The sequence below is a fragment of the Haladaptatus sp. CMSO5 genome (assembly GCF_036689885.1).
Classification (GTDB): Archaea; Halobacteriota; Halobacteria; order Halobacteriales; family Halococcaceae; genus QDMS2.
The window spans coordinates 82,537-104,129 of the sequence record NZ_JBAHVW010000001.1 but is presented as its reverse complement, the minus strand read 5'-3'; the positions used below and the strand labels follow the sequence as shown (position 1 = coordinate 104,129).

Annotated in this window: 22 protein-coding genes; 9 read left to right on the top strand and 13 right to left on the bottom strand. The window is 61.4% G+C overall.

Annotated features, from left to right (window positions below):
- Positions 1 to 42: 42 nt before the first annotated feature.
- On the top strand, positions 43 to 504 hold the full coding sequence (locus V5N12_RS00510) for a DUF5812 family protein (RefSeq protein WP_332897194.1): 462 nt from the start codon (positions 43 to 45) through the stop codon (positions 502 to 504).
- Here the strand turns inward: V5N12_RS00510 and V5N12_RS00505 are convergent.
- Positions 492 to 806 (bottom strand): hypothetical protein, encoded by a 315-nt coding sequence (locus V5N12_RS00505; protein ID WP_332897193.1) that lies wholly within the window; start codon positions 804 to 806, stop codon positions 492 to 494. The genes V5N12_RS00510 and V5N12_RS00505 overlap by 13 nt on opposite strands.
- A 110-nt stretch (positions 807 to 916) precedes the next feature.
- On the opposite strand from V5N12_RS00505, the gene secF reads away from it, so the two are divergent.
- Together secF and V5N12_RS00495 are read left to right on the top strand one after the other, a co-directional pair.
- Entirely contained in the window at positions 917 to 1,789 is an 873-nt protein-coding gene (gene secF / locus V5N12_RS00500) for a protein translocase subunit SecF (RefSeq protein WP_332897192.1), read from the top strand.
- Positions 1,786 to 3,342 (top strand): preprotein translocase subunit SecD, encoded by a 1,557-nt coding sequence (locus V5N12_RS00495; protein WP_332897191.1) that lies wholly within the window; start codon positions 1,786 to 1,788, stop codon positions 3,340 to 3,342. Before secF ends, V5N12_RS00495 begins: the two co-directional genes overlap by 4 nt.
- Here V5N12_RS00495 and V5N12_RS00490 read toward each other — a convergent pair.
- Genes V5N12_RS00490 through V5N12_RS00475 form a run of 4 tightly spaced genes read right to left on the bottom strand, consistent with a single transcriptional unit; the run spans position 3,339 to position 6,098 of the window.
- Complete coding sequence (locus tag V5N12_RS00490) at positions 3,339 to 3,716, bottom strand: hypothetical protein (RefSeq protein ID WP_332897190.1); 378 nt, start codon at positions 3,714 to 3,716, stop codon at positions 3,339 to 3,341. The two genes, V5N12_RS00495 and V5N12_RS00490, sit on opposite strands and share 4 nt — an antisense overlap.
- Positions 3,717 to 3,755: 39 nt before the next feature.
- Positions 3,756 to 4,079: a DMT family transporter gene (locus V5N12_RS00485; RefSeq protein WP_332897189.1), complete on the bottom strand. Its 324-nt coding sequence runs from the start codon at positions 4,077 to 4,079 to the stop codon at positions 3,756 to 3,758.
- Between the two features lie 46 nt (positions 4,080 to 4,125).
- Positions 4,126 to 4,773 carry a ribonuclease HII gene (gene rnhB / locus V5N12_RS00480; RefSeq protein ID WP_332897188.1) on the bottom strand — a complete coding sequence of 216 codons (648 nt, stop codon included), beginning with the start codon at positions 4,771 to 4,773 and terminating at the stop codon, positions 4,126 to 4,128.
- A gap of 41 nt (positions 4,774 to 4,814) precedes the next feature.
- On the bottom strand, positions 4,815 to 6,098 hold the full coding sequence (locus V5N12_RS00475; protein ID WP_332897187.1) for a tRNA pseudouridine(54/55) synthase Pus10: 1,284 nt from the start codon (positions 6,096 to 6,098) through the stop codon (positions 4,815 to 4,817).
- A 106-nt stretch (positions 6,099 to 6,204) separates the two neighbouring features.
- Here V5N12_RS00475 and V5N12_RS00470 point away from each other — a divergent pair, with 106 nt between their 5' ends.
- Complete coding sequence (locus tag V5N12_RS00470) at positions 6,205 to 6,714, top strand: hypothetical protein (RefSeq protein WP_332897186.1); 510 nt, start codon at positions 6,205 to 6,207, stop codon at positions 6,712 to 6,714.
- A 7-nt stretch (positions 6,715 to 6,721) separates the two neighbouring features.
- Here V5N12_RS00470 and V5N12_RS00465 read toward each other — a convergent pair whose 3' ends face one another.
- The 5 genes from V5N12_RS00465 to V5N12_RS00445 all read right to left on the bottom strand — a co-directional run bounded on the left by V5N12_RS00465 (position 6,722) and on the right by V5N12_RS00445 (position 12,439).
- Entirely contained in the window at positions 6,722 to 8,476 is a 1,755-nt protein-coding gene (locus V5N12_RS00465; protein ID WP_332897185.1) for an outer membrane protein assembly factor BamB family protein, read from the bottom strand.
- A 199-nt stretch (positions 8,477 to 8,675) separates the two neighbouring features.
- Positions 8,676 to 10,436 (bottom strand): outer membrane protein assembly factor BamB family protein, encoded by a 1,761-nt coding sequence (locus V5N12_RS00460; RefSeq protein ID WP_332897184.1) that lies wholly within the window; start codon positions 10,434 to 10,436, stop codon positions 8,676 to 8,678.
- A gap of 215 nt (positions 10,437 to 10,651) precedes the next feature.
- Positions 10,652 to 10,921, bottom strand: coding sequence for a hypothetical protein (locus V5N12_RS00455; RefSeq protein ID WP_332897183.1), 270 nt, complete (start codon positions 10,919 to 10,921; stop codon positions 10,652 to 10,654).
- A gap of 68 nt (positions 10,922 to 10,989) precedes the next feature.
- Positions 10,990 to 12,096 (bottom strand): mechanosensitive ion channel family protein, encoded by a 1,107-nt coding sequence (locus V5N12_RS00450; protein ID WP_332897182.1) that lies wholly within the window; start codon positions 12,094 to 12,096, stop codon positions 10,990 to 10,992.
- Positions 12,097 to 12,139: 43 nt separating this feature from the next.
- Complete coding sequence (locus tag V5N12_RS00445) at positions 12,140 to 12,439, bottom strand: DUF3303 family protein (RefSeq protein WP_332897181.1); 300 nt, start codon at positions 12,437 to 12,439, stop codon at positions 12,140 to 12,142.
- 155 nt (positions 12,440 to 12,594) lie between these two features.
- On the opposite strand from V5N12_RS00445, the gene V5N12_RS00440 reads away from it, so the two are divergent.
- From V5N12_RS00440 to glmS, 3 genes are all read left to right on the top strand, one after another.
- The gene (locus tag V5N12_RS00440; RefSeq protein ID WP_332897180.1) at positions 12,595 to 13,410 is read left to right on the top strand and encodes an undecaprenyl-diphosphate phosphatase; all 816 of its coding nucleotides are present in this window, start codon (positions 12,595 to 12,597) and stop codon (positions 13,408 to 13,410) included.
- Positions 13,411 to 13,471: 61 nt separating this feature from the next.
- Positions 13,472 to 14,665, top strand: coding sequence for a bifunctional sugar-1-phosphate nucleotidylyltransferase/acetyltransferase (gene glmU / locus V5N12_RS00435; RefSeq protein WP_332897179.1), 1,194 nt, complete (start codon positions 13,472 to 13,474; stop codon positions 14,663 to 14,665).
- The gene (gene glmS, locus V5N12_RS00430; protein WP_332897178.1) at positions 14,665 to 16,464 is read left to right on the top strand and encodes a glutamine--fructose-6-phosphate transaminase (isomerizing); all 1,800 of its coding nucleotides are present in this window, start codon (positions 14,665 to 14,667) and stop codon (positions 16,462 to 16,464) included. Before glmU ends, glmS begins: the two co-directional genes overlap by 1 nt.
- On the opposite strand, the gene V5N12_RS00425 is transcribed toward glmS, so the two are convergent.
- Entirely contained in the window at positions 16,465 to 17,007 is a 543-nt protein-coding gene (locus V5N12_RS00425; protein ID WP_332897177.1) for a hypothetical protein, read from the bottom strand. It abuts the gene before it with no gap.
- Positions 17,008 to 17,249: 242 nt separating this feature from the next.
- On the opposite strand from V5N12_RS00425, the gene V5N12_RS00420 reads away from it, so the two are divergent.
- Positions 17,250 to 17,384, top strand: a complete 135-nt coding sequence (locus V5N12_RS00420) for a DUF7503 family protein (RefSeq protein ID WP_332897176.1) — start codon at positions 17,250 to 17,252, stop codon at positions 17,382 to 17,384.
- Between the two features lie 6 nt (positions 17,385 to 17,390).
- Here V5N12_RS00420 and V5N12_RS00415 read toward each other — a convergent pair whose 3' ends face one another.
- Complete coding sequence (locus V5N12_RS00415; protein WP_332897175.1) at positions 17,391 to 19,481, bottom strand: hypothetical protein; 2,091 nt, start codon at positions 19,479 to 19,481, stop codon at positions 17,391 to 17,393.
- Between the two features lie 100 nt (positions 19,482 to 19,581).
- The gene (locus V5N12_RS00410) at positions 19,582 to 20,271 is read right to left on the bottom strand and encodes a DUF7504 family protein (protein WP_332897174.1); all 690 of its coding nucleotides are present in this window, start codon (positions 20,269 to 20,271) and stop codon (positions 19,582 to 19,584) included.
- A 151-nt stretch (positions 20,272 to 20,422) separates the two neighbouring features.
- On the opposite strand from V5N12_RS00410, the gene V5N12_RS00405 reads away from it, so the two are divergent.
- On the top strand, positions 20,423 to 21,592 hold the full coding sequence (locus V5N12_RS00405) for an NAD-dependent epimerase/dehydratase family protein (RefSeq protein WP_332897173.1): 1,170 nt from the start codon (positions 20,423 to 20,425) through the stop codon (positions 21,590 to 21,592).
- Position 21,593 lies beyond the last annotated feature (1 nt).

Below are 21,593 nucleotides of genomic sequence, written 5' to 3'. Positions count from 1 at the left end.
ATACACGAAACGCAGAAAACCCGCGAGCGCCTAGCGCCGCCCATGGAACAGACGGGCACGTTTCTCTGTACGCACGCCGAGGCGGAGTCTGCGATTCTCACCGACGTTTCGACCGGGCAGGTACACACCCTCGGGTCGAACCCCGGCATCGAGGAGGGCGACGCCATTGAGGGAACCCTCGCGCCCGAACCACCGATGGAGGTGTCGTGGGAACTCGTCTCCGTCGAACGCCGCTGGCAGATTCCGGTCGAACGCAGCGACGAGACGCCGACGCAACTCGAAAAAGACCTCGCTGCGGCACAAGAAACAGGAGAACTCACCACACGCGAACGCGCGGGCATCGGCGAGATTCACGTCCTGACCGTCGACGCCGACCGAACTGACGCGGCCGTCGAAGACGTTCTTGAAGACCAAGCGACCCGCGAGCGCGCCGCGCGCCTCGGGGTCAACCGCGTCGAAATCCGTGCGCAGGCGGGCGTCGTGGCGGTTCGTTACTTGCCCTGAGGCGCGGCCTGACTCTGGACGAGCCAGCCGCCCCGAATCCCACAGGCTTCGCGCTCTACGTACTCGATTTCGGTGGTTTTGCCGACGCGCTCGCCACCCTCTATGGCCTCTATTCTGAGCGGCACGTCGAGTGAATCGCCACAACAGCCCACGTCGAGAAACTCGTCGTATACGTCGCCAACGGCGGGTTTCCCGAGGGTTTTCGTGAGATACGCGCGGAACCACGGCGTGTCGAGTTGCCCCCGTCCCCACCCGCTCAGGTCTGCCGGGTAGGAGACGACAACGCGCGCTGCATCGCTCATGGCATCCCCTATGCGTGCCATCCACAAGCACCTTGTGGGACGGACGAATTTCGTTCACATTACAATTTCGTATAAGAAGGCTTATTCGACGGGAATAAGGACCCACAGGTATGGTCGAGTTCGAGGTACCGGAAGTCGATTTCTCCCGGTACACCAACCGCCAGTTGGCGGCGGTGCCCCTCGGAGTGCTCGCCGTTGCGCTGCTCATCATCGCTGGGTGGACCGCGATGACGGGTGCGCCGGTCACCCCTGGCATCGCGTTCACCGGCGGCACCGAATTACAGATACAGACGACCGATTCACCGGCCCAAATCGAAGCGACGTTCGACACGCCGGTCGAGTCAATCCAACCGATTCGTTCCACGGACGATACCTACATCGTGACGTTCCAAGCGACCGATGACGGCACGTCCGCCACCGCCATCGAGCAACAGGCGCGGGATGCAGGCTACACCGTCGAGTCCTCACAGAGTCGCTCCCCGAGTTTCGGGGCTGAGACCCAGCGACTCGCGCTGCTTGGCGTGCTCATCGCGTTCCTCGGGATGAGCACCATCGTCTTCATCCTGTTTCGCTCGTTCGTCCCGTCGATTGCCGTCGTCCTCTCTGCGTTCTCGGACATCGTGATTCCGATTGCGCTGATGAACATCTTCGGCATCAAACTCTCGCTCGGGACGGTCGCTGCGCTGTTGATGCTGATTGGTTACAGCGTCGACTCTGACCTCCTGCTCAACAACCACATCCTGCGCCGAAGCGGAGACTTCTATGAATCCACGTATCGTGCGATGCGTACGGGTGTCACGATGACGCTCACATCGCTCACCGCGATGGCTGTGATGACGGTCACAGCGTTCCTCTTCGGGATTCCGTTGCTGCCGTCAATTGGGATCGTCCTCGTCTTTGGCCTCACCGCTGACCTGATGAACACATATATGCTCAATCTGAGCCTGCTTCGCTGGTACAAATTCGAGGGGGTGGCTCGATGATTTCCGTCCGCGAAAACTGGCGGATTTTCTTGTTGGTCATCCTCATCGTCCTCTCGGGGGTCGCCCTGTTCGCGCCGCCCGGCGGCGCAAGCGGCGGTCAAGCCGGAACTGCTGATACAGGACCGACCAACCTCAAGTACGGCCTCGAACTCTCCGGCGGGACGCGCATCCGCGCGCCGCTCGTCGGCTTCACCGCAGAGGACGTTGCGGTCACCGGCGACAACGACCGCGAGGTCGCAAGCACCGTCGCCTCCCAACTCAACATCTCGCGGACGGACGTTCGCGTTGCGCCCCAGACCCGGACGGTCGAAGTGTTCACGAACAACGTGACGAAAGCCGAGTTCGCAAGCGCCCTGCAAGCGGCGGGCCTCGATGCGAGCGAGGAAAGCATCCGCGATGGCGTCACCGCAGAGACCCGTCAAACGGCCGTTGCGGTGCTCACGGAGAAAATCAACCGCATCGGTCTCTCTGGCGGGACGGTCCAGCAGGTCGAGACCACAGAGGAGACGTTCATTCTGATTGAGGTGCCAAACCAGAACCGCTCTGACGTTATCAACCTCATCGGCGACCGCGGGAAGGTCGAAATCGTCGCCGAGTTCCCCGCCCAAGGCAACGGCACGACCGAGTATCGACAGGTTTCGATGCTCACGCAGGGTGACTTCACCGAAATCGGCGCGCCCCAGCAGGGGCAGGGCAACGACCCGCCATCCGTACCCGTCGCGCTGAACGACGAAGCCGCCCAGAACTTCTCAGACGGGATGCAGAAGTTCGGATTCACGAGCCAACAGGGCATCCAGAACTGTCGGTACGAATCGACGCCCGACGACCCCGGATACTGTCTGCACACCGTCGTTGACGGCCAAGTCGTCTACTCGGCGTCGATGTCATCCGGCCTCGCGGGAATCATCCAGAACGGCGATTTCGTCAACGACCCGTCGTTCACGATGACGACGACGAACATGTCCGAGGCGCGCGCCCTGCAGGTCAACCTGCAGGCCGGTGCGCTCCCGACATCCCTCGACATCGAGGGTGAAGGGACGACGTACTTCCTCGAACCCGCACTCGCCTCCGAGTTCAAGCTGTTCAGCCTCATCACCGGCATCATCGCCGTCCTCGCCGTCGCCGGGATGACCTACCTGCGCTACGGCAAACTCGAAATCGCCGCGCCGATGGTCGTCACCGCGCTCGCAGAAGTCGTCATCCTGCTCGGCTTCGCCGCGGCCATCGACCTCGCGCTCGACCTCTCGCACATCGCGGGGCTCATCGCTGTGATTGGGACCGGGGTGGACGACTTGGTGATCATCGCAGACGAAATCATCCAGTCGGGAGAAATCAAGACCAGTCGCGTGTTCCGCGACCGCTTCCGCAAGGCGTTCTGGGTCATCGGTGCGGCCGCCGCGACGACCATCGTCGCCATGAGTCCGCTCGCGGTGCTCAGCCTCGGTGACCTCCAAGGGTTCGCCATCATCACCATCGTTGGTGTGCTCATCGGCGTGCTCGTCACCCGCCCGGCCTACGGTGACGTGCTGCGCAACCTGATGAACATCGACTAACGCGGCTCGTTTTTAATTTCTGCACTCGCCTCTCGCCCGTGTTCGAAGCCCACGCCCGCGGCGAACCCGAACGACGCTAATCCGAATCCGAGTGCAGCAATCCCGATAGTCATCTCGGTCGCACTCCCGTTCAGCAATGCAATACTCCCGAACGTCGTCACCCCGGCGAACGCACCGCTCACCCAGTTCGGCCCTTCAGTGCTTCGCAGCAGCTCTGCATAGCGAATCCAGAGCGCCGTTCCGACGCCGTACACTTGGGCGACGCCGAGCAACACCAACCACGAGGTCTCAGGCGGCGGCGCAAACAGATACACGAACCCCGTGACGCCAATGGCGACGGCGACCGAAAGGGCGTAGCGAACAGACCGTTCCATACGAACCGTTCAGTACATCATCACTTAACTCCGCCGCGCTCAGTGCCCACCCGAGACGAGATTTAATCCCACAACGCCGACGACGATCAGGCCGATGAAGCCGAGTCGAGAGAGCGTCGCTGGTTCGTCAAACAGGTACATCCCGAGAATCGCGGTTCCAACGGCTCCAATCCCCGTCCACACCGCGTAGGCCGTCCCAACAGGAAGGTTTTCGACGGCTTTTGCGAGGAGCACCATGCTGATGACGAGCGCGACGACGGTGCCGGCGGTCGGAATGGGTTTCGTAAGCCCCTCAGAGTAGCCAAGGCCAATTGCCCACGCAATCTCGAACAGCCCCGCGACGAACAGCAGGTTCCACGACATTGCCGACTGCTTTGTCCGCCCGCCCGCTATACCTGCCGTTTTCGCTCTAAAACTCGCTCAAGCCCGCTTGCTCGCGGGCGGCGAGCGCGTCCTTGCTCGTCTGCCACGACGCGCGCGCACAGTCGGGTAGTTCGCCGTGATGTTCGACGAACTCCGTGAGAAACGTCTTCGTTGTCGGGTCGCTCGGATAGCCGCTACCAACCTCGCCGTACTCCGTGGCTAACTCCGCGACGTGGGCGTCGCGGGCGACTTTGGCGATGATGCTCGCCGCGCCCACGATGTGGTAATTTTCGTCTGCGCCGTGTTCCGCGCGGAGGGTGACGTTCTTGTCGAGCTTGCCGGCTACGCGACGGGCGAAGCGCGCTTCGTCGGTGTCACAGGCGTCTACGATGCCTTCCATATCGTCTTCGAGAATCTGGCGGAGGGCGTCTGCCTGCGCGCGGACGGTGAGCGTGTTCAGGTCCGTTTCGGGGTCGTCAATCTGCGAAACCGTCACCTCCGCGATGCCGATGGCGACGTTCGGCGAGGCGCGGAGGGCGTCTGCGAGTTCTTCGCGGCGGGCGGGCGTGAGAAACTTCGAGTCGGTGATGCCGTCCGGGAGCACGTCCTCGTCGGGCACGCTCACGGCGGCGGCGAACATCGACCCGAGGACGGGCCCGCGCCCGGCCTCGTCAGCACCAAAGTGCCCAGTCATCACCCGAACGTTGCAGAGCAACTAAAAAACGTTTCTGCCCGCTAGTCGAGGAAGAACTCCTCGGCTTCGAACGGTTCGTCTTCGCCTTCGACCGCGAGCACGTCGAGGGCGGTCACGACGGCATTCACGCCGAGGATGCCGGCCAAGCTCGGTTCGGTGCGGCCGTCGTCCCCGCTCACGAGTTCTTTGATGTAGAGCCCACCCGCGCCGTGGATGGTGAGGTCTGCGTGGTATTCGTCCACCAGTTCGCCTTCGATGTCGTACACCTCGCGCACGCGGGTCAGGTTCGCCCGGCGGTGGTCGACGCGCTGGGGCGTGTACTGCTCTACGGTCGCGCCGTCGAGTTCGCCAATTGCGGCCTGTAAGTCTTCAACGGTCACCGGATGCGCGAACTTCACGTCCATGCGGTAGGTCTTCGACGCGTCGTGTTCCTTGACGCGCTCGACCATCTCGTAGGTGCACGCGCGCAGGCCTTCAACCTCGATTTTGCCGTCTGCCTGTTCGTTGACCGCGTCCTCAAGCGCGGCCAAATCGACGTGGCGAACCTTCGGATTCGAAATCTCCATCACGAACGGGCGGCCCGTCCCGAGCATGAGCGCGTCTACGTCCTCGCGGCCCGCGCCGTGGAACGTGGTTGCCTCTCCATCCATCGCGTCGAGCAGCGGCGGTGCGGCGAGCTGTTCGACGCTTTCGGGGTAGCGATACCCGCTTCCGGCACAGACGTGACATGGCTTGCCGCGAATCGTCCCCGTCTCGTTGCACTCAGAACACGGCCACTTCGTCTGGGGGATGTCGCGTTCGAGTTTGCGATAGCGTCCATAAACGAACGTCGAGTGGTTGCGCATCTCGACTGTATCACCCTCTAAATCGAGCGTGAACATCACGTGCGGGCGGCCGAAGTCAACCTCCGTCTCGGTGAGCCGCCCGATGCGCTTGCCCACCTCGCGGTTGAACTCGGATTTGAACTGCTCGCCTGCGTCCTCGGGGAGGCCCGCGCTCTCGCGCAAGAGCAGTTCGTTCTCCTCGATGAGCGGCGGCGTTCGCGTGCCGACCTGATACGTGTCGAACTCGATGCCCTCGACCGATTCGGCGGCGCGTTGCGCCCACTCGTCGAACGTCGCACAGAGGCCTTCACAGACCCAGCACTCCGCAACGTCGGTCGCTTCGTAGGGTTCGTCGTCTGCCAATGCAACGGCGGTCCGCAGCGCGTTCCCGCGCTGTTCGTTGGTGAGGCCGAAACTCCGCTCGGCGAACACCCGGCCCAGACAGGAATCGCAGACGGGGCCGTTCTCTCCGACCGCTCGCGCATCGTCGAGAATCGTCATTATCGAATCTGTGTCCCGCTCGGATTAACAGTCTTGGTTTTGCCGTAGCTTGCGCGAACGTGTTAGTTGGTTAAGATATTTGGGTGCTGCTCACGAACCGGCGTGTATGGCGTCCTCCAACCGTTCGCTTCTCACCACCGCAGCCGTCTGGTTTGGCGCATTTTTGTTGTTCACCCTTCCGACTGCGTCCGTTCTCGTCTACAGCGTTGAACTGCTTGCAGGAGCCGCAGGCGCAGCGTCGCTGCTCACCGGGACTGCGGGAACCGCGCTCCATTTCGCCGCGGTCATCGTCGGTGCGCAAGTCGCCTCCGACATCGCTGCGGTCAGACTCCACGGCTTCGCGTACCTACACCAAGGCCGTCGAGGGTTGCGCCTCGCACGTCATCTCCTCCACGTCCTCGTGGCGCTCGCAACGCTCTTCGCCGTCGGCTCATTGCTCGTCGCAATCACCCATTGGAGTGTCGACACCGGCAATACAGTGTATTTAGTGTTCATCGGGGCGGTCGTTCTTGCGCTCTGTTGGGTCGTGATTCGGACAGTGAGGGCGTTCAGACAGGGGCTTCACGAACCAATTGGCACGGACGGCGACTGGCTCGCGGCAACGAGCAAAAAGTGAGTGCAGGTTATACGGTCGAGAGTTCGATGCTGGTCGTCTGGGTCGCACCGGTTTCGTCGGTGACCCGCAGGGTCATCGAAAGGACACCACAGTAGTCAAGTTCGACCTCAGTGGTTTCACCCGTTCGCTCGTACTCGCCGTCATCGTCAATGTCCCACTCGAAGGAGACAATCTCACCGTTTGGCGAACTCGATTCACTCCCTGAGAGTGTGACGGTTGCGCCCGAGTCGAAGTCTATCTCTTCTGCGTTCTCCGGGTCAGCGGTGATGAACGCCTTTACGGGTTCTTCCTCCTGATACGGTGAATCATCCACCAGCGTGTGCTCGGGGCCCGGAACACTTTCGCTCGAAGCGAGCGCGTACACACCACCGACTGCGCCATACGGTGGGGTTCGCGTACCGGAGACCTGCACGTAGAGATGTTCGTTTGCGGGTACGGTCGAGAGGGCGAAGTAGTTAGCCCCGCCATCGTCGATGCCGTAACTCCACTGCTCTGACCCATCGTCCGTGTTGAGTGCGTACACGACGGGTCGGGCGTAGGCCGTATCGACGTAGTCAGACCCGTGTTCGAAGTAGCCTGCTTCGCGTTCGCTTTCGACGGCGGCCATGGTCGTGTACTGTCCCCCGACGTAGATGGTGCCGTCGGTGACGGCGGGCTTGCCCACGAGTTTCGCAGCCGTGACGAACTGCCACTGCTCTGCTCCCGTCTCGGCCGAGAGCGCGTGAACCGCGCCGACGCGTTCGTCGTCATCCTCGGAATCGTTCTGGTTCGGGTCAGTCGTGTCCTCGGAGGCGACGTACACCGTGCCGTTGGCCACTGCAGGGGGACTCAGGTTGTTTGGCTTGCTGTCTTCGAAGTCGGCAGCGACTTGTGTCTCCCACACCACCGAACCGTCCGCTTGTGAGAGTGCCCACACCGTGTCCGAGGTCGGTGCCGCGCCAGCTGCCATCGTCAAGTAGAGGTGGGTGTCGTCGGCGGCGAGCGTGTTTGCATCGACACCGTCGGGGGCAGCCGACTGCCACTGGGTAGTTCCGTCGGTTCCAAGCGCCACAATCGTTTGGCCGCCTGCCGCGTAGAGCGTCTCCCCACCGAAAGCCAGCGTGCTGAGGAAGTTGGTGTCGTCTCCTTCGACGCTCCACTGTACGTCGCCCGTCGCGGCGTCGAGGGCGTACACCGTCGCCCCTGAGATGGCGTAGGCCGTGCCGTCACGAACGAGCACTGCACCGTTCGTGTACCGCAACTCCTTGTTCGTCCAGAGCGTTTCACCGGTCTCTGCGTTGAGCGCCATTATACCGCCGTTTGGCGGCGTCTGATCTTGTTGGCCACCTTCTGTGTAGCTGATTGCTGGGCGGGAGGCGACGAACACGCGGCCGTCTGCGACCGTCGGGGCCGCGATTACCGCACCGATACTGTCGTCGTCGCGAATCCAGCGGAGGCCGCCGCCCGTGCCGTCGTAGGCGGCGACCTCGCCGGTGCTCACGTCGAGGTCGTACGAGCCAACTGTCCCAACGTAGGCCGAACCGTCTACGACCGTCATTTCTGTGGGGTCTGAGAGTTCGTCGCCGGGTGACCAGCCGGGGCCAGCATAGGGCTGTGGCCCTTGACCTGTAGTGTACCCCGTCTGCCCGTCCGTGCCACGGCTTACGGGCCAGTCTGCTGACTCACCTGTTGGGCTTGCTGCGAGTGCGTTCGTTCCGACGAGACCAGCCGCGCCAGCCACGCCGATGCCTTTCAAGAACGTCCGTCTGGAGGGTCGTACCATGCATTCGACCAGAGACGTGTCGGGTTACTAACTATCGGGTGACTAATATCGAATTGGTTAACCTTTTCACATTTACTCTCCCGTTTTATTCGAACTATAATGGGGTGTATTTATTGTGTGTGTTTGTGCACAATTCAGCGTTTTTCGACGCGGTAGGCCGAATTTTCCGGCAATTAAAATGGCGAAAAGCGTACGCAGGTTATACTGTCGAAAGCGAAACCGTGGCCGTTTGGGTAACCCCGGTTCCGTCTGTCACTCGCAGCGTCACTTCGAGGATTCCACAGTAGTCGAGTGTAATGTCCACGGATTCCCCAGAGGCGTCGTACTCACCGTCTCCGTCGATGTCCCACTCGTAGGAGACAATCTCACCGTTTGGCGAACTCGATTCACTCCCTGAGAGGGTCACCACCGCGCCCGAGTCGAAGTCAAGATTCTCCGCATTTTCCGGGTCGGTCGTGATGATCGCCTCGACGGGTGCGGTTTCCTGATACGGCGTGTCGTCTACGAGCGTGTGTTCCGGGCCTGGGGCGCTCTCGCTTGCGGCGAGCGCGTGGATGCTTCCGGCCTCGCCGTTCGGTGGCACTCCTGGTCCAGTCACCTGCACGTAGAGGTGGTCGTTCGCCGGGACGGCCGTTTTGACGTAGCTGTCGTCTGCGTTCTCGTCTACGCCGTAGCTCCACTGTGCTTCGCCGTCAGTGGAAATGGCGAACACCACCGGGCGGGCGTAACTCGACCCGACGTACGTCGAACCGTGCTCAAAGTAGCCCAGCTCTTTTTCGTCTTCGACCGAAGCCTCGGTGGGGTACGTCCCCCCGACGTACACCGTTCCGTTGCTGACCGATGGGATGCTTCGCAACTCGGCTGCCGTCGTGAACTGCCATTGCTCTTCACCCGTCTCTGCGGAGAGCGCGTGGAGCGCGCCAACGCGTTCGTTGTCTTCCGGTGCGGCCGGCCCGTTTGCGGCGCGTTCGGTGCTGTCGTCGCTTGCGACGTACACCGTCCCGTCTGCCACGGCGGGCGCGCTCAGCCGATTCGGGACGCTGTCTGCGAAGTTCGCAAACACCTGCGTCTCCCAGACGACCGACCCATCTCCAGTCGAGAGCGCCCAGACCGTGTCCGAAGTCGGTGCCGCGCCGTCGCTCATCGTCAGATAGAGGTGAGCGTCGGTGGCCACGAGGGACGTGGCGTCCGCGCCGTCTGGCAGCGGTGCTTCCCACTGGACGGTGCCGTCAAAGCCAACTGCACCAATCGTCTGTGGCGTGGCGACGTAGAGTGCGTCCCCACCCGCCGCTTGGGCGCGAATGCTGTTGTCGGTGGTTATCTCCGCCGTCCACTGCACGTCGCCCGTCGCCGTGTCGAGGGCGTAGATTGTCGCCCCTGAGACGGCGTAGGCCGTCCCGTCGCGGACGAGCACCGCGTCATCGGGTTCTCTCGGTTCCATGCTCGTCCAGAGCGTCTCGCCGGTCTCTGCTGAGAGCGCCATGACGCCGCCGTTCGGCGGGGTTTCGTCCTGCCGGTCGCCGCCCGTGTAGACGACTGCGGGTTTTGCGGCGACGAACACGCGGCCGTCAGCGACGGTCGGAGCCGCCATCACCCCGCCAATCGTGTCGTCAGAGCGAATCCACCGGACGCCGCCACTGGTGGCATTGTACGCCGCAACTTCGCCGCGACTCTCGTCGATGTCGTAGGAGGCGACCGTGCCGATGTAGGCAGTTCCGGAGACCACCGTCACGTCGGTCGGGTCTCCGGAGAGATCGTCGCCGGGTGTCCAGCCGGGGGCTGCATAGGGGCGTGGCCCCTGCCCTGTAGTCTCCCCCGTCCGCCCGACTGTGCCGCGGCTCACAGGCCAGTCAGGCTCCTCACCGGCCGGAGCGACTGCGAGCGCGTTCGTACCAAGCAGGCCGGTTGCGGCGGTGATGCCGATACCTTTCAGGAACGTCCGTCTGGAGGGTCGAGGCATGTGTTTGACAAGAGACGAATCTCACACCTAACTATAGGTTAGCTAACATCAACTGGGCTGACTGTTCATCTGCGTTTCCGGTGTTTCAGCGCTCGCAGACGGGCAATTTCGGGTTATTTTTCTGAACTATCCCGTCGCGGCCGCTCGCGTCTCTCGGGACGAAAAACAGCGGTCTCATCCGATTGGTGGCACGTCGTGGCAGTATCGGTGCACGGTTAGGTGGCGATTTCGTCCTCGATGGCTCCCACTCGCTCCATCTGTTCAACCATCAACACGCCGTAGATGCCGCGCTTGCTCTCGTCTAGTCGATGCGTCTTGAGGTGGGTTCGAGCCAATTCTTTCAACGTCGTTCGGTCTGTTGCCTCCACCCCACTCCGGACGTAACGTTGGCCACAGACTGGACAGGTGATTATCCCGTACTCCCCCATATCCTCTGTTCTGCCCGTCACAGCAAGAATCTTGCGGACGTTATCGAACAGTGTCATATGGAGACCGATATAGGGTCATCCTTTGAACTGTGACTATCCCAAAAACATACATTATTCGAGGCGGGTCATTCGCCGCCGTCACCGACGACGCTGTCGGGGGTGGCAACCGGCGCTGCTGGCAGCTCGTTGGCCATCGTGACCACGCGCTGTGGGAACGGGATTTCGATGCTCTCGCGGGTGAACGCCTGATAGATGCGCTTGTTCATCTCGTGGGTGGCTCGGCCGCGCAAGACGGGGTCGCCAATCCAACACAGCAGTTCAAAGTCGAGCGCTGACTCGCCAAAGCTCCGGAATCGCACGCGCGGGTGGGGCTGTTCGAGGATGAGGTTTTCAGCATCCGCCTCTGCGAGCAACACCTCCTCGACGCGGTCTATGTCAGTGCCGTAGGCAACGCCCACGGGGAGACGAATCCGGCGCTCGCGCTCGGGGGTCGATTCGTTCACGATGCGCGCGGAGTTGAGCACGGCGTTTGGCACCGTCACGAGCATGTCGTCGCGCGTGCGAATGACGGTGCTGCGAATCGAAATATCCTCGACTCGACCGCGTTCGCCCGACTCTAAGACGATGTAGTCACCCACGGCGTAGGTGCCGTCGAAGTAGAGCGCGATACCGCCGAAGAAGTTCGCAATCGTGTCGCGGGCGGCGAGGCCGACCACGATACCGATAATCCCCGCAGACGCGAGAAACGGCGTGATGTCGATCTGCCAGAGTGTAAGCAAGAGGAAGATGGTTGCGCCGAGAATGACCGCCGTCCAGACGTTTTGGAAGATTGGGACAACCGTTTGGTCGAACTCACGTTCGTTGGTAACCACTTTCGACACCTTCCGCCCGAGGCGGGTGAGCGTGAACGCCCAAAGGACGGTGAGCGTCGAAAGCGTCCCGGCGAGCAGTGGTGCATCCACCGTCGGCGCGAGGCCGAGCGGGACGGTTGCGATGTACGCCCCGATGAGGACGACCGAGACGTAGAGCGGCGCTTGGATAGTCTTGAAAATCACATCATCGACTTCGCCCTCGATGCGCGCGGTCAGATGCGGAATGACCGTCTTCCCGAGTAGTTCAATCCCTTTTGCGACGAGGAGCGAGACGGTAATCGTCACCAACACCCCTTGCCACGGCGGGAGCGCGAGCAGCGCCTCGCGCAGTAACAGTTCGATTTCCGCCACCGTTGTCATAGCTGACAGTTGGGCAGACGCGAGATAAAACGTGGTGTCGCCGTCACTCCATCTCGATGAAGATGCGGGCGATTTCCTCTAGGTTTCCAACGGGCGTGATATGAGCCGTGTGGTCGGTCAGCAGTGGTGGGCCAAGGAACGAAGAGACGGCCCCAAAGTCGTCAGATTCGAGAATGAAGTAGAACGTGTGTTCGTTGGTTGCGACGTACGCGCCCTGGAGGTGGATTCCCTGTTCCTCTGCACGGGTGTGCATGGTCGAAATCCACTCGCGGGCGTCGTCTGCTCGGTCTTCGCGCGCCCAGCAATGGTCTGGGCTGTGTGTGAGCGTTGCGATGAATTGCATGATTGTGTCTGGTTTTTCACCTCTCTATTCTCCATCCCATCCGTTCACCTAGCACCCTCACCGTTCACCTCTCTATGGAGATACGGTGGCTGGGCTGAAAACCTCCCGCTCAGGAAATCCGAACTACCTTTGTACTCCCGCGAATCTGTCAGGATATGAATTCGTGGCTGCTTGCCCTCGTCGTTGGCATCTTACAGGGCATCTTCGAGTGGCTCCCCATCTCCAGCGAGGGAAACATCACCCTCTTTCTCACGGCGTTTCAGGGCGTCTCGCCGCAGGTTGCCGTCCAGTTCTCGCTGTTTCTCCACGGCGGGACAGCGGTTTCCGCGCTCGCGTACTACCGAGACGAGGTGGTCTCGGTGCTCGCCTCGCTCCCACAGTGGCGACCGCGCGAGGCCTTCGAGAGCGACACGGCAGACCTCTCGTTTCTCGCCCTCGCTACACTTGCCTCGGGCGTAGTCGGCCTCGTCGCCTACACTGCGCTCATGGACCTCGCCTCGGCGCTCACGGGCAGTGCGTTCGTCGCGCTCATCGGCGTCTTGCTCGTCCTGACCGGCATCGTCCTCCGGAGCGCAGACCGGCTTTCGCTCGGGACTCGCGAGGAACCAACCCTGTTCGACGCCGTGCTCGTCGGCGGCCTCCAAGGCCTTGCCATCCTCCCGGGTGTGTCGCGGTCTGGAACCACCGCGAGCGCGCTGCTCCTTCGCGGCCACGACGGGCCTTCTGCACTTCGCCTCTCGTTTTTGCTCTCGATTCCGGCGGCGTTCGCCGCGGGTGCGCTCACCGTGCTCACCGAGGGCGTTCCGGCCATTGACCCCGGCCCGGCGCTGTTCGCCCTCGGTGTCGCCGCCGTCGTGGGCTATCTGACCATCGACGCGCTCATGCGAGTCGTCCACCGGGTTGCGTTCTGGGCGGTGTGTGTTGGGCTTGGCTCACTCGCCATTCTTGGCGGGGTGCTTACACTCGCCTGACCTGTCGCATTATAGGTCTTTACACAGAACGTTCTTACTCTCTGATGTCAATGTAGTGTACATGGGTGTTAGAACAGCCGTCGTGCTGGCGGCAGGGGAGGGGACTCGGTTACATCCGTTGACGCGCAACCGTCCGAAGCCGATGCTTCCGGCGGCGAACCGTCCGGTAATGGCCTACGTCTTTGATGCGCTCATCGACGCAGGCATCGAACAGATTCACGTGGTCGTCGGCTACAAGCGCGACCGCGTCCAGGAGTACTTCGGCCACTCCTACCGGAACGTGCCACTTACGTACCACGTTCAGGAAAAACAGCTCGGGAGCGGCCACGCCCTGTTACAGGTCCAGGAGGCCGTCACCGAGTCGATGATCGTCGTAAACGGCGACCGCGCGCTTGAGGCGGGCATCATCAAAGACGTGATAGATGCCTACGAACAGTACGGCACACCCGCGCTCGCCGTCCTCGAACGCGACCATCCGAACCGCTACGGGACGGTCGTCTTAGATGGCGGACGCATCCAACAGCTCGTCGAGAAGCCGGACGTGGCCATCTCACGGCTCATCAACGCCGGGGTGTACGCCTTCGATGCGTCGATTTTCGACGCCATCGACCAGACGCCCCGCGAAGACGGCGAACTCGCGCTCACCGCGACTATCTCGCGGCTCATCGACGAGGGCACCGTGGTTCGCGGCGTGCGCACCGAAGGCATGTGGGTGGATGCGACCTACCCGTGGGACATCCTCCACATGAACCGTGAACTGCTCGCGCGTGGGCGCGTCGAGGAGCCAAGCGAAGACGGTGAGGTGTGGGTCGCAGACAGCGCGCTCGTCCACGAGGATGCGACGCTGCTCGGCCCCGTCGTCATCGGTCCCGATTGTGTGGTCGGCCCCGGGTCGGTCGTCGGCCCGAACGTCGCCCTCGGGCGCAACGTCACGATTGGTGCCAACGCGACCGTCGAGCAGTCGGTCATCGACGCGGACACCCGGGTCGGCCCCGGCAGCGTCCTCATCGATTGTGTGACCGGTCAGGACGTCCACCTCGGCGCGAGCACCATCGTGCCCGGTGGTCCAGCGGACGTGCGCATCAACGCACAGGTGTACGAAAATCAAGAACTTGGCGCGGTGTTCGCAGACCGAGTCAGAGCAAAGGGGGCAATCAGCGTCGCACCGGGCACGCTCGTGGGTTCGGGAGCCCACCTCCACACGGGGGTGCAGATTTCGGGCTACATCGTAGAAGGGGCAGAGGTGATGAGATAATGTGTGGAATTATTGGCTGCGTTGGCCGAGAGGGGGAAACGTTAGATGTACTGATGAACGGGCTGTCGAAGCTCGAATACCGCGGCTACGACTCGGCGGGTGTCGCGCTCGTAAACGACGACATCTCCGTCGTCAAGCGCCAGGGCGAACTCGTAAACTTAGAGCAGGCCATTCAGGGAACCGACTTGAGCGGGCGCCTCGGCATTGGCCACACCCGGTGGTCAACGCACGGCCCGCCAAACGACCGCAACTCCCACCCACACCAAGACTGCACGGGCGATGTGGCGGTGATTCACAACGGCATCATCGAGAACTACCAGACGCTGCGTGACGAACTCACAGACCAGGGCCACGAGTTCCAAAGCGACACCGACACGGAAGTGGTGTCCCACCTCATCGAGCGAAATCTCGACGCGGGTATGACGCAGAAAGAGGCGTTCTATGACGCCATCAAGACCATCGAGGGGAGCTACGCGATTCTCGCCGTGTTCGCGGGTCACGACACCATCTACGCGGCGCGCCAAGACTCGCCGCTCGTCCTCGGCATCGCAGAAGACGCGACGTACCTGGGCAGTGACGTGCCCGCCTTCCGCGATTACACCGACCAGGTGGTGTACGTCGAAGACGGTGAAATCGCCGTCATCAACGAGCGCGAGTGGTACGTGACCGACCACTCGGGGACGCACCACGACAAAGAGATTCACACCATCGAGTGGAACGCAGAGGAGACGGGCAAGAGTGGCTACGACCACTTCATGATAAAGGAGATTCACGAACAGCCCCGCGCGCTCCGTCAGTGTCTCCGCGGTCGGATGAACGAACTCACCGGCTCGATTACCATCGAAGAACTCGGTGAGTTACAGCCAACGGGCGTCCAGTTCGTCGCCTGTGGGACCTCGTATCACGCCGCGATGTACGGCGCAGAACTGTTCCGCGAAGCCGGGATTCCGGCCCAAGCGTTCCTCGCAAGCGAGTTCACCACGTCGCCACCGCCCGCGGGCGACGACCTCGTCATCGGCGTCACCCAATCCGGTGAGACCGCAGACACGCTCTCTGCGCTGCGCGAGGCAAAGCGCCGTGGGGCGACCACGCTCGGGGTCACCAACGTCATCGGGAGCACTGTTTCGCGGGAGTGTGACCACGTCTTCTACATCCGCGCTGGCCCCGAAATCGGGGTCGCCGCCTCGAAGACGTTCGCCTCGCAACTCGCGGCGATGACGCTGCTCGTCATGGCAACCGCGCCGGTCAAATCCTCGACCAAGCGCGACATCATCGAGGCGTTCCGCGACCTCCCGAGTGCGGTGCAGGCGATTCTCGACGAAGCGCCGCTCACCGAAGCCATCGCAGAGGAGTACCTCGATGCCGATGCGTACTTCTTCATCGGCCGGGGACTCAACTTCCCCGTCGCGCTTGAGGGCGCGCTCAAGATGAAGGAGATTACCTACAAGCACGCAGAGGGCTTCGCCGCAGGCGAACTCAAACACGGTCCGCTCGCGCTCGTCTCCAATAAGACGCCAGTCATCGCTATCGTCACCGGCGACGACGAGATTGCACGCAAAACCATCGGCAACGTCAAAGAAGTCGAGGCGCGCGACGCCCCGGTCATCGCCGTCACTGACGGCCAGTCGGACGTCGAACGCTACGCAGACCACGTCATTCGCATCCCCGAGAGCCACCCGCGCACTGCGCCGATTCTCGCGAACGTGCCCCTCCAGTTGCTCGCCTACTACACGGCCGCACAGCTCGGGCGGTCGATTGACAAGCCGCGCAACCTCGCAAAGAGTGTGACGGTCGAATAATCAGTCGTCGTATTCGGGCGGGACGAACGCCGCCGAAACTGCTTTTCCGATTTTCGTCTCGCCGAGTTCCCGCCACGACAGCTCCACGCGCGTCCCAGCGAGTGCGAGGCCGAGACAGATAGCATACGCACCCATTGCGGGCCGTGTGAGCGTCCCAGTGAGGAGCGCAGCCGCGACCAGCGCGGAGAAGGCGACCACGCCCGCGAGGCCAGCGAACCGCAGTGGTGCACGCGAGAGACGGGCTGTAAGCCGCTTCGTCGCGCGCCGCACCCTCGACGTCTCTACGGCGGGTACAACCGCTTTCGTGAACCGGTCGAGCGCGGCGATAACGGGGCCAACGAACCACGACTCGCGCAGGTCGACGACGATAACCTCCGGTTCCGGCTCCGCCGTGAGCCAGCGAAAGAGGTACGACTGTTGTACCCACTGCGAAAGCTGTTGTCCAGCGCGCGAGATGGCCGAGTTTTCGATTGCCAGAGATATCGTGGCGCTGAATCGGCCAACTTTCGATTCGGCAATCGCCGCTCGAAGCCGCGCTGTCATGGAGTTTTGTTGACGGGAGGTGTCCGAGTTCATGGAAATATGGAAGAACGGAAAGCGCGGAATTTCTACGTCTACGTCGTGTCTATACGGGGAAAAGAATTTTGTTCTTACTTCCCGACTATTTCTCTGTGTCATTTGCTAGTGCCAGCAGTAACTTTTATTACGAATAATTTGTTCCATTAATTACTTAGCAGATATATTAGAATAATTATATATTCTCTCCCTGCATCTGAGAAGTTGTAATGTCCAACAGCTCATTCAAAGCATACCTCGCAGAGAACCCACAGATGACCGGCGCGCTGTTCATGCTGATGCTCTTGCTCAGCTCCGTCGGGACTGCAGCCGCTGGCGTGTCCGGTTCCGTTACTGGACCGTAAAAAATGTTATAAGTCGCTGTGTGTTACGTCGCTCGACCACCGAAGCTGACCGTCTATTCTAACGGGGAAATCTTCAAGCATGAAGAGTCGAAGGAGCTCAGCCCGATTCACGTAGAACGGCTCAATATCACTCGAACCAAGGTAATAATTACCGTTCTCTTGGATGTACGGAACGACTAGACTTCCCATCGCACGGTCTGATGTCGGGAACGTGCGCATCTCTACTTCGTATTCGTCACTCCCGTCCATTTTGTTAAGCGTCCACAACAGTGGGAATCCGCCGTCCGCCTGCGCCACGGCAAGCCCACCGTCACCAATCACTGCGTACTGGCCGCCGACGATGCTCTCATCTTTTGCGATTTTCAAGGCGGTTCCCAACGGGAAACCACCGTTGAGCAGTCGCGCGACAGTTGCCCCAATGCGCACTGCGCCGCTGTTGATAACGTCAGAGAGTGTGACAATACCGCCAATTGCACCCTTTTCGATAAGCGCCATTCCCTGGTCATAGGAGGAACACGCATTGAGGAAAAAGGCGTCTACACCCACGTTGTCAAGCGTGGACACGTCGAGTTTGCCGTCTGCACACTCGAAGCCTTCCGCGTCGATGTGACCGATGTAATGGAGGAACTCCGTCGGCGTTTTGAGGACTGTCTTGAGTTCCTCGATCGTGAGGTCGTGTTTGAGTTCGATGTCAAACAGGAGTTCAGAGCGTGACCCGTACACTCGGTCAACGAAATCGCGCTCTTCGTCCATCTGCGGGTCGTTGCAGACGACGGTGATATCGATGTCGCCGTCAGAAACCTCACGTGCCAGGCGGTTGTGGAATGCTTGGGCCGTTGTCTTGCTCGCTCCAAGCGGTGCGCCCTCTCCGACCCACGCTTGTTCGAGCGACTGGGCCGCTTGTGGCTTTACGTACGAGGACGGTGCGGCGGACGCAGCCGACGAACTCCGCATGAAACTCCCATCGCGGAGGAACTCATCGACGAGCGCCATTTGGGCGTCGCTGTGCGCGACCTGCTCTGCCTGTGGCGTCCGGACAACGGCAAGGTCGTTTACGAGGAACGGCAGCGTCTCGACGCTGGTTGGCGACAACGAGACGTGCGAGGTGAGCTTCCATTCTGGTAAGAACGGCTCTACAACGTCGAATGGAACCGACAGATACGCTTCGAGTTGCTCGGTGAGTGGCTGGTCGTAGAGTTCGGCGAAATCGAGTGAGACGAGCGCTTCGACCTCTTTGCGCTCGTGAAGATTCAGCTTATACAGTCCCTCCGTGCGCGTGATGCAGTCGAGGAAAAACACATGTTTGAGCACGGCTTCGACCGTGTCCTCGAACTCCAGTGGCGTGTCGCCAAGCGAGTAGGTAAACCCTGTGTCGGTGACGATGCGGGCGTCGAAGCCGGGAACGAGTTCTGCGCCGAGGTAGTAAACCAGCGGCGCAGCACAGAAGATGTATCCCGTCTCTGGGGGCACCTCAATGGCGACGCCCGTGTCGGGGCGCACCAGATTCTCGGGGATGTGGAGTTCGTCACCGAGTTCGACCAGCGGCGGGTGGCCTCTGAGCGTTGGGTACGATCGCTCGGCGTTCGTCACCTTGAGCGCAGAGCCAAATGTCGAGATGGCCGCCATCAAGTCGCGTGGGTCTTCGGTCGTGGTAATGGTTCCAGCCGGTTGTTTGTGGTGTGAGCGTGCACCCACGAGCACCTCAGTTGGTTCGTCGAACTCAATGTGGAGTTGTTGTGCGTCGCTTGTGATGGTGAGCGGCCCACGTGCGCGCAAGTAGATCTTCATCGGCGCGCACAGTTCGAGGCTGTACTCGCCGTCGGGGAGTTCAACATCTGCGAAGTGTTCTGCTTCCGCAACCATCTCGCCTGCTACGTTGCGGACGTACACCGGCACAACGGTTGGGAGAGTTAGCCGTTCGGTGTGGATCGCGGTTGCCTCGTCTATTGGAAAGACGAACTCGTCCGTGTCGATACCCGCTGGTGTGACGGGCGTCTCAGAAAGTAGTGAATACCGTTTCCGTTCGATGGTATCCGTAATCTCTAGCCCGGTTCCCCCGTCTAATTCTCGATACGTAATGTACACGTGTGCGCTCACCTCGGTGATTGTCCGGCTCTCCCATACCTGACAGTCGTTGCTACCTTACTGTTGTATGAAGGTAAAAATGTATCTACTAGCTTAGAAATTCTGTGTGTGGTCATTGTAGGTCGTCCACCGCCTCGAATGTCAGCCACGCCGTTGTCACATCATCGTCGCGGAGATGCCAGCGCTGTTGGAACGTGCCCGCTCGTTCCCGAAGCTCGACATGAGCGTCGAACAGCTCGGCAAAGAGCGCGACGACGTCCGCTGCGTCCGTCTGCAAGTGGGCGTGGCCAAGCCCGCGAGCGTGGCGAACGCGCCAACACAGCGCGTGTAACGCCGTGAAGGTTTGCTGGTTGCCATAGCGCTCGATGAGCGGCGTGAGCGAATCGACACACACGCGCAACTCTGCGGGCGCAGCGCCCACTTCGAGCGCACCGATGGCGTCGAACACGGTCTCGATGAGCGCTGACAACTCGTCGTCGTAGACGTACTCGACGGTGTGGTCGCTCCCCGTCGTCGCGGTGGCGACGCTTCGCGTGACCGAACACTGCTCGATGATGCGCGTCTGGCGTGGGTCTGCGGTTCCTGGCACGCGCTCGCGGATGGCATCTGCGGTGGTGTCTGTGAGCACGAACAGCCGTCGTCGTGGTAGCGTGGAATCCCCGAGCATCTGGCGCGAGACGGCGCTAAAGGCAGTCTGAGGGACACTTCCGGTCACGAGAACCATGCTTCCAGCTTGCTTTAGCTGGGTCAGTGCCCGCCCAAACTCCAGTACGTCCGCCTCCTCCAGCGCACCGGGGCTCATGGCTGATACCCTCTCGCAAGCAGCATAATTGTTTCTAATATTATGATTGTCAGACGAATCGCACCATCGATGTGGTGTGGTATCACGCCATTGTGCCGACAACGAGAAAGTATTTATTGAAAAGCTCAGTTACTCAGAACTAGAGTAACTAATGTCCATTCTCGTCACTGGCGGCGACGGCTACATCGGCTGGCCAACCGCCCTCCGCATCGCAGACCGAACCGATGACCGCGTGATCCTCGTCGACAACTTCGCCCGCCGCGGCTGGGTCGAAGAGGTCGGCGCGACGAGCGCGGTCCCCATCATGAGCATCGACCAGCGCCTCGCGGCCGCAGAGGAATCCCTTGGCCTCTCGAACCTCTCGTTTATCGAAGGCGACCTCACCGAGAAGTCGTTCGTCGATGAACTCCTGACCGTCCACGAGCCGCGCGCGATTGTCCACACCGCGGCCCAGCCGTCTGCGCCCTACTCGCAAATCAACGGCGAGCGCGCGAACTACACCCAGCACAACAACATGCAGGCCACCCGCAACCTCGTCTGGGGCTTAGAGGAACACGGCCTGACCGACACCCACTTCATCGAGACCACGACGACCGGTGTCTACGGCGCACCGACCTTCCCGATTCCCGAAGGCGGCGCGACGATGGAGAACCAAGGCGAGCGAGACGAGGTGCCGTTCCCCGCCATGGCCGGCAGCTGGTATCACCTCACGAAAAGCCACGACGCGGCGAACCTTCGCCTCGCAAACAAGCAGTTCGGCATCCCGATTTCTGACGTGCGCACGGCCATCACCTACGGTACGGAAACCGAGGAGACCCGCGAGGACAACCGCCTGAAGACGCGCTTTGACTTCGACTACTACTTCGGCGTTGTCTCCCACCGCTTCGCCGCCCAGGCCGTCGCGGGCTACCCGCTCACGGTTTATGGGAAAGGCGAACAGCGAAAGCCGTTCATTAGCTTAGAAGACGCCGTCGAGGGCCTCGCACAGCTCGCCCTCGCAGACCCAGACGACCGACCTGACGACCTCACCGTCTACAATCAGGTCACCCGCGCCATCAGCATCGTCGAGATGGCGAACACCATCTCCGACGTCGCCCAGGAGTTCGACTACGACGCCGCTGTCAAACACTTCGAGAACCCACGCGACGAAGACGAGACGCACAAGATGGAGATTGAAAACGAGAAGTACATGGCGCTCATCGGCGAGCAGGCCCAGGACTTCGAGAGCGGCACCCGCGACATCCTCACGACGCTCGCACGCTATGAGGACACCATCACCGCCTACGAAGACCGCTTCCTTCCGAGCGTCTTAGAGGACTAAG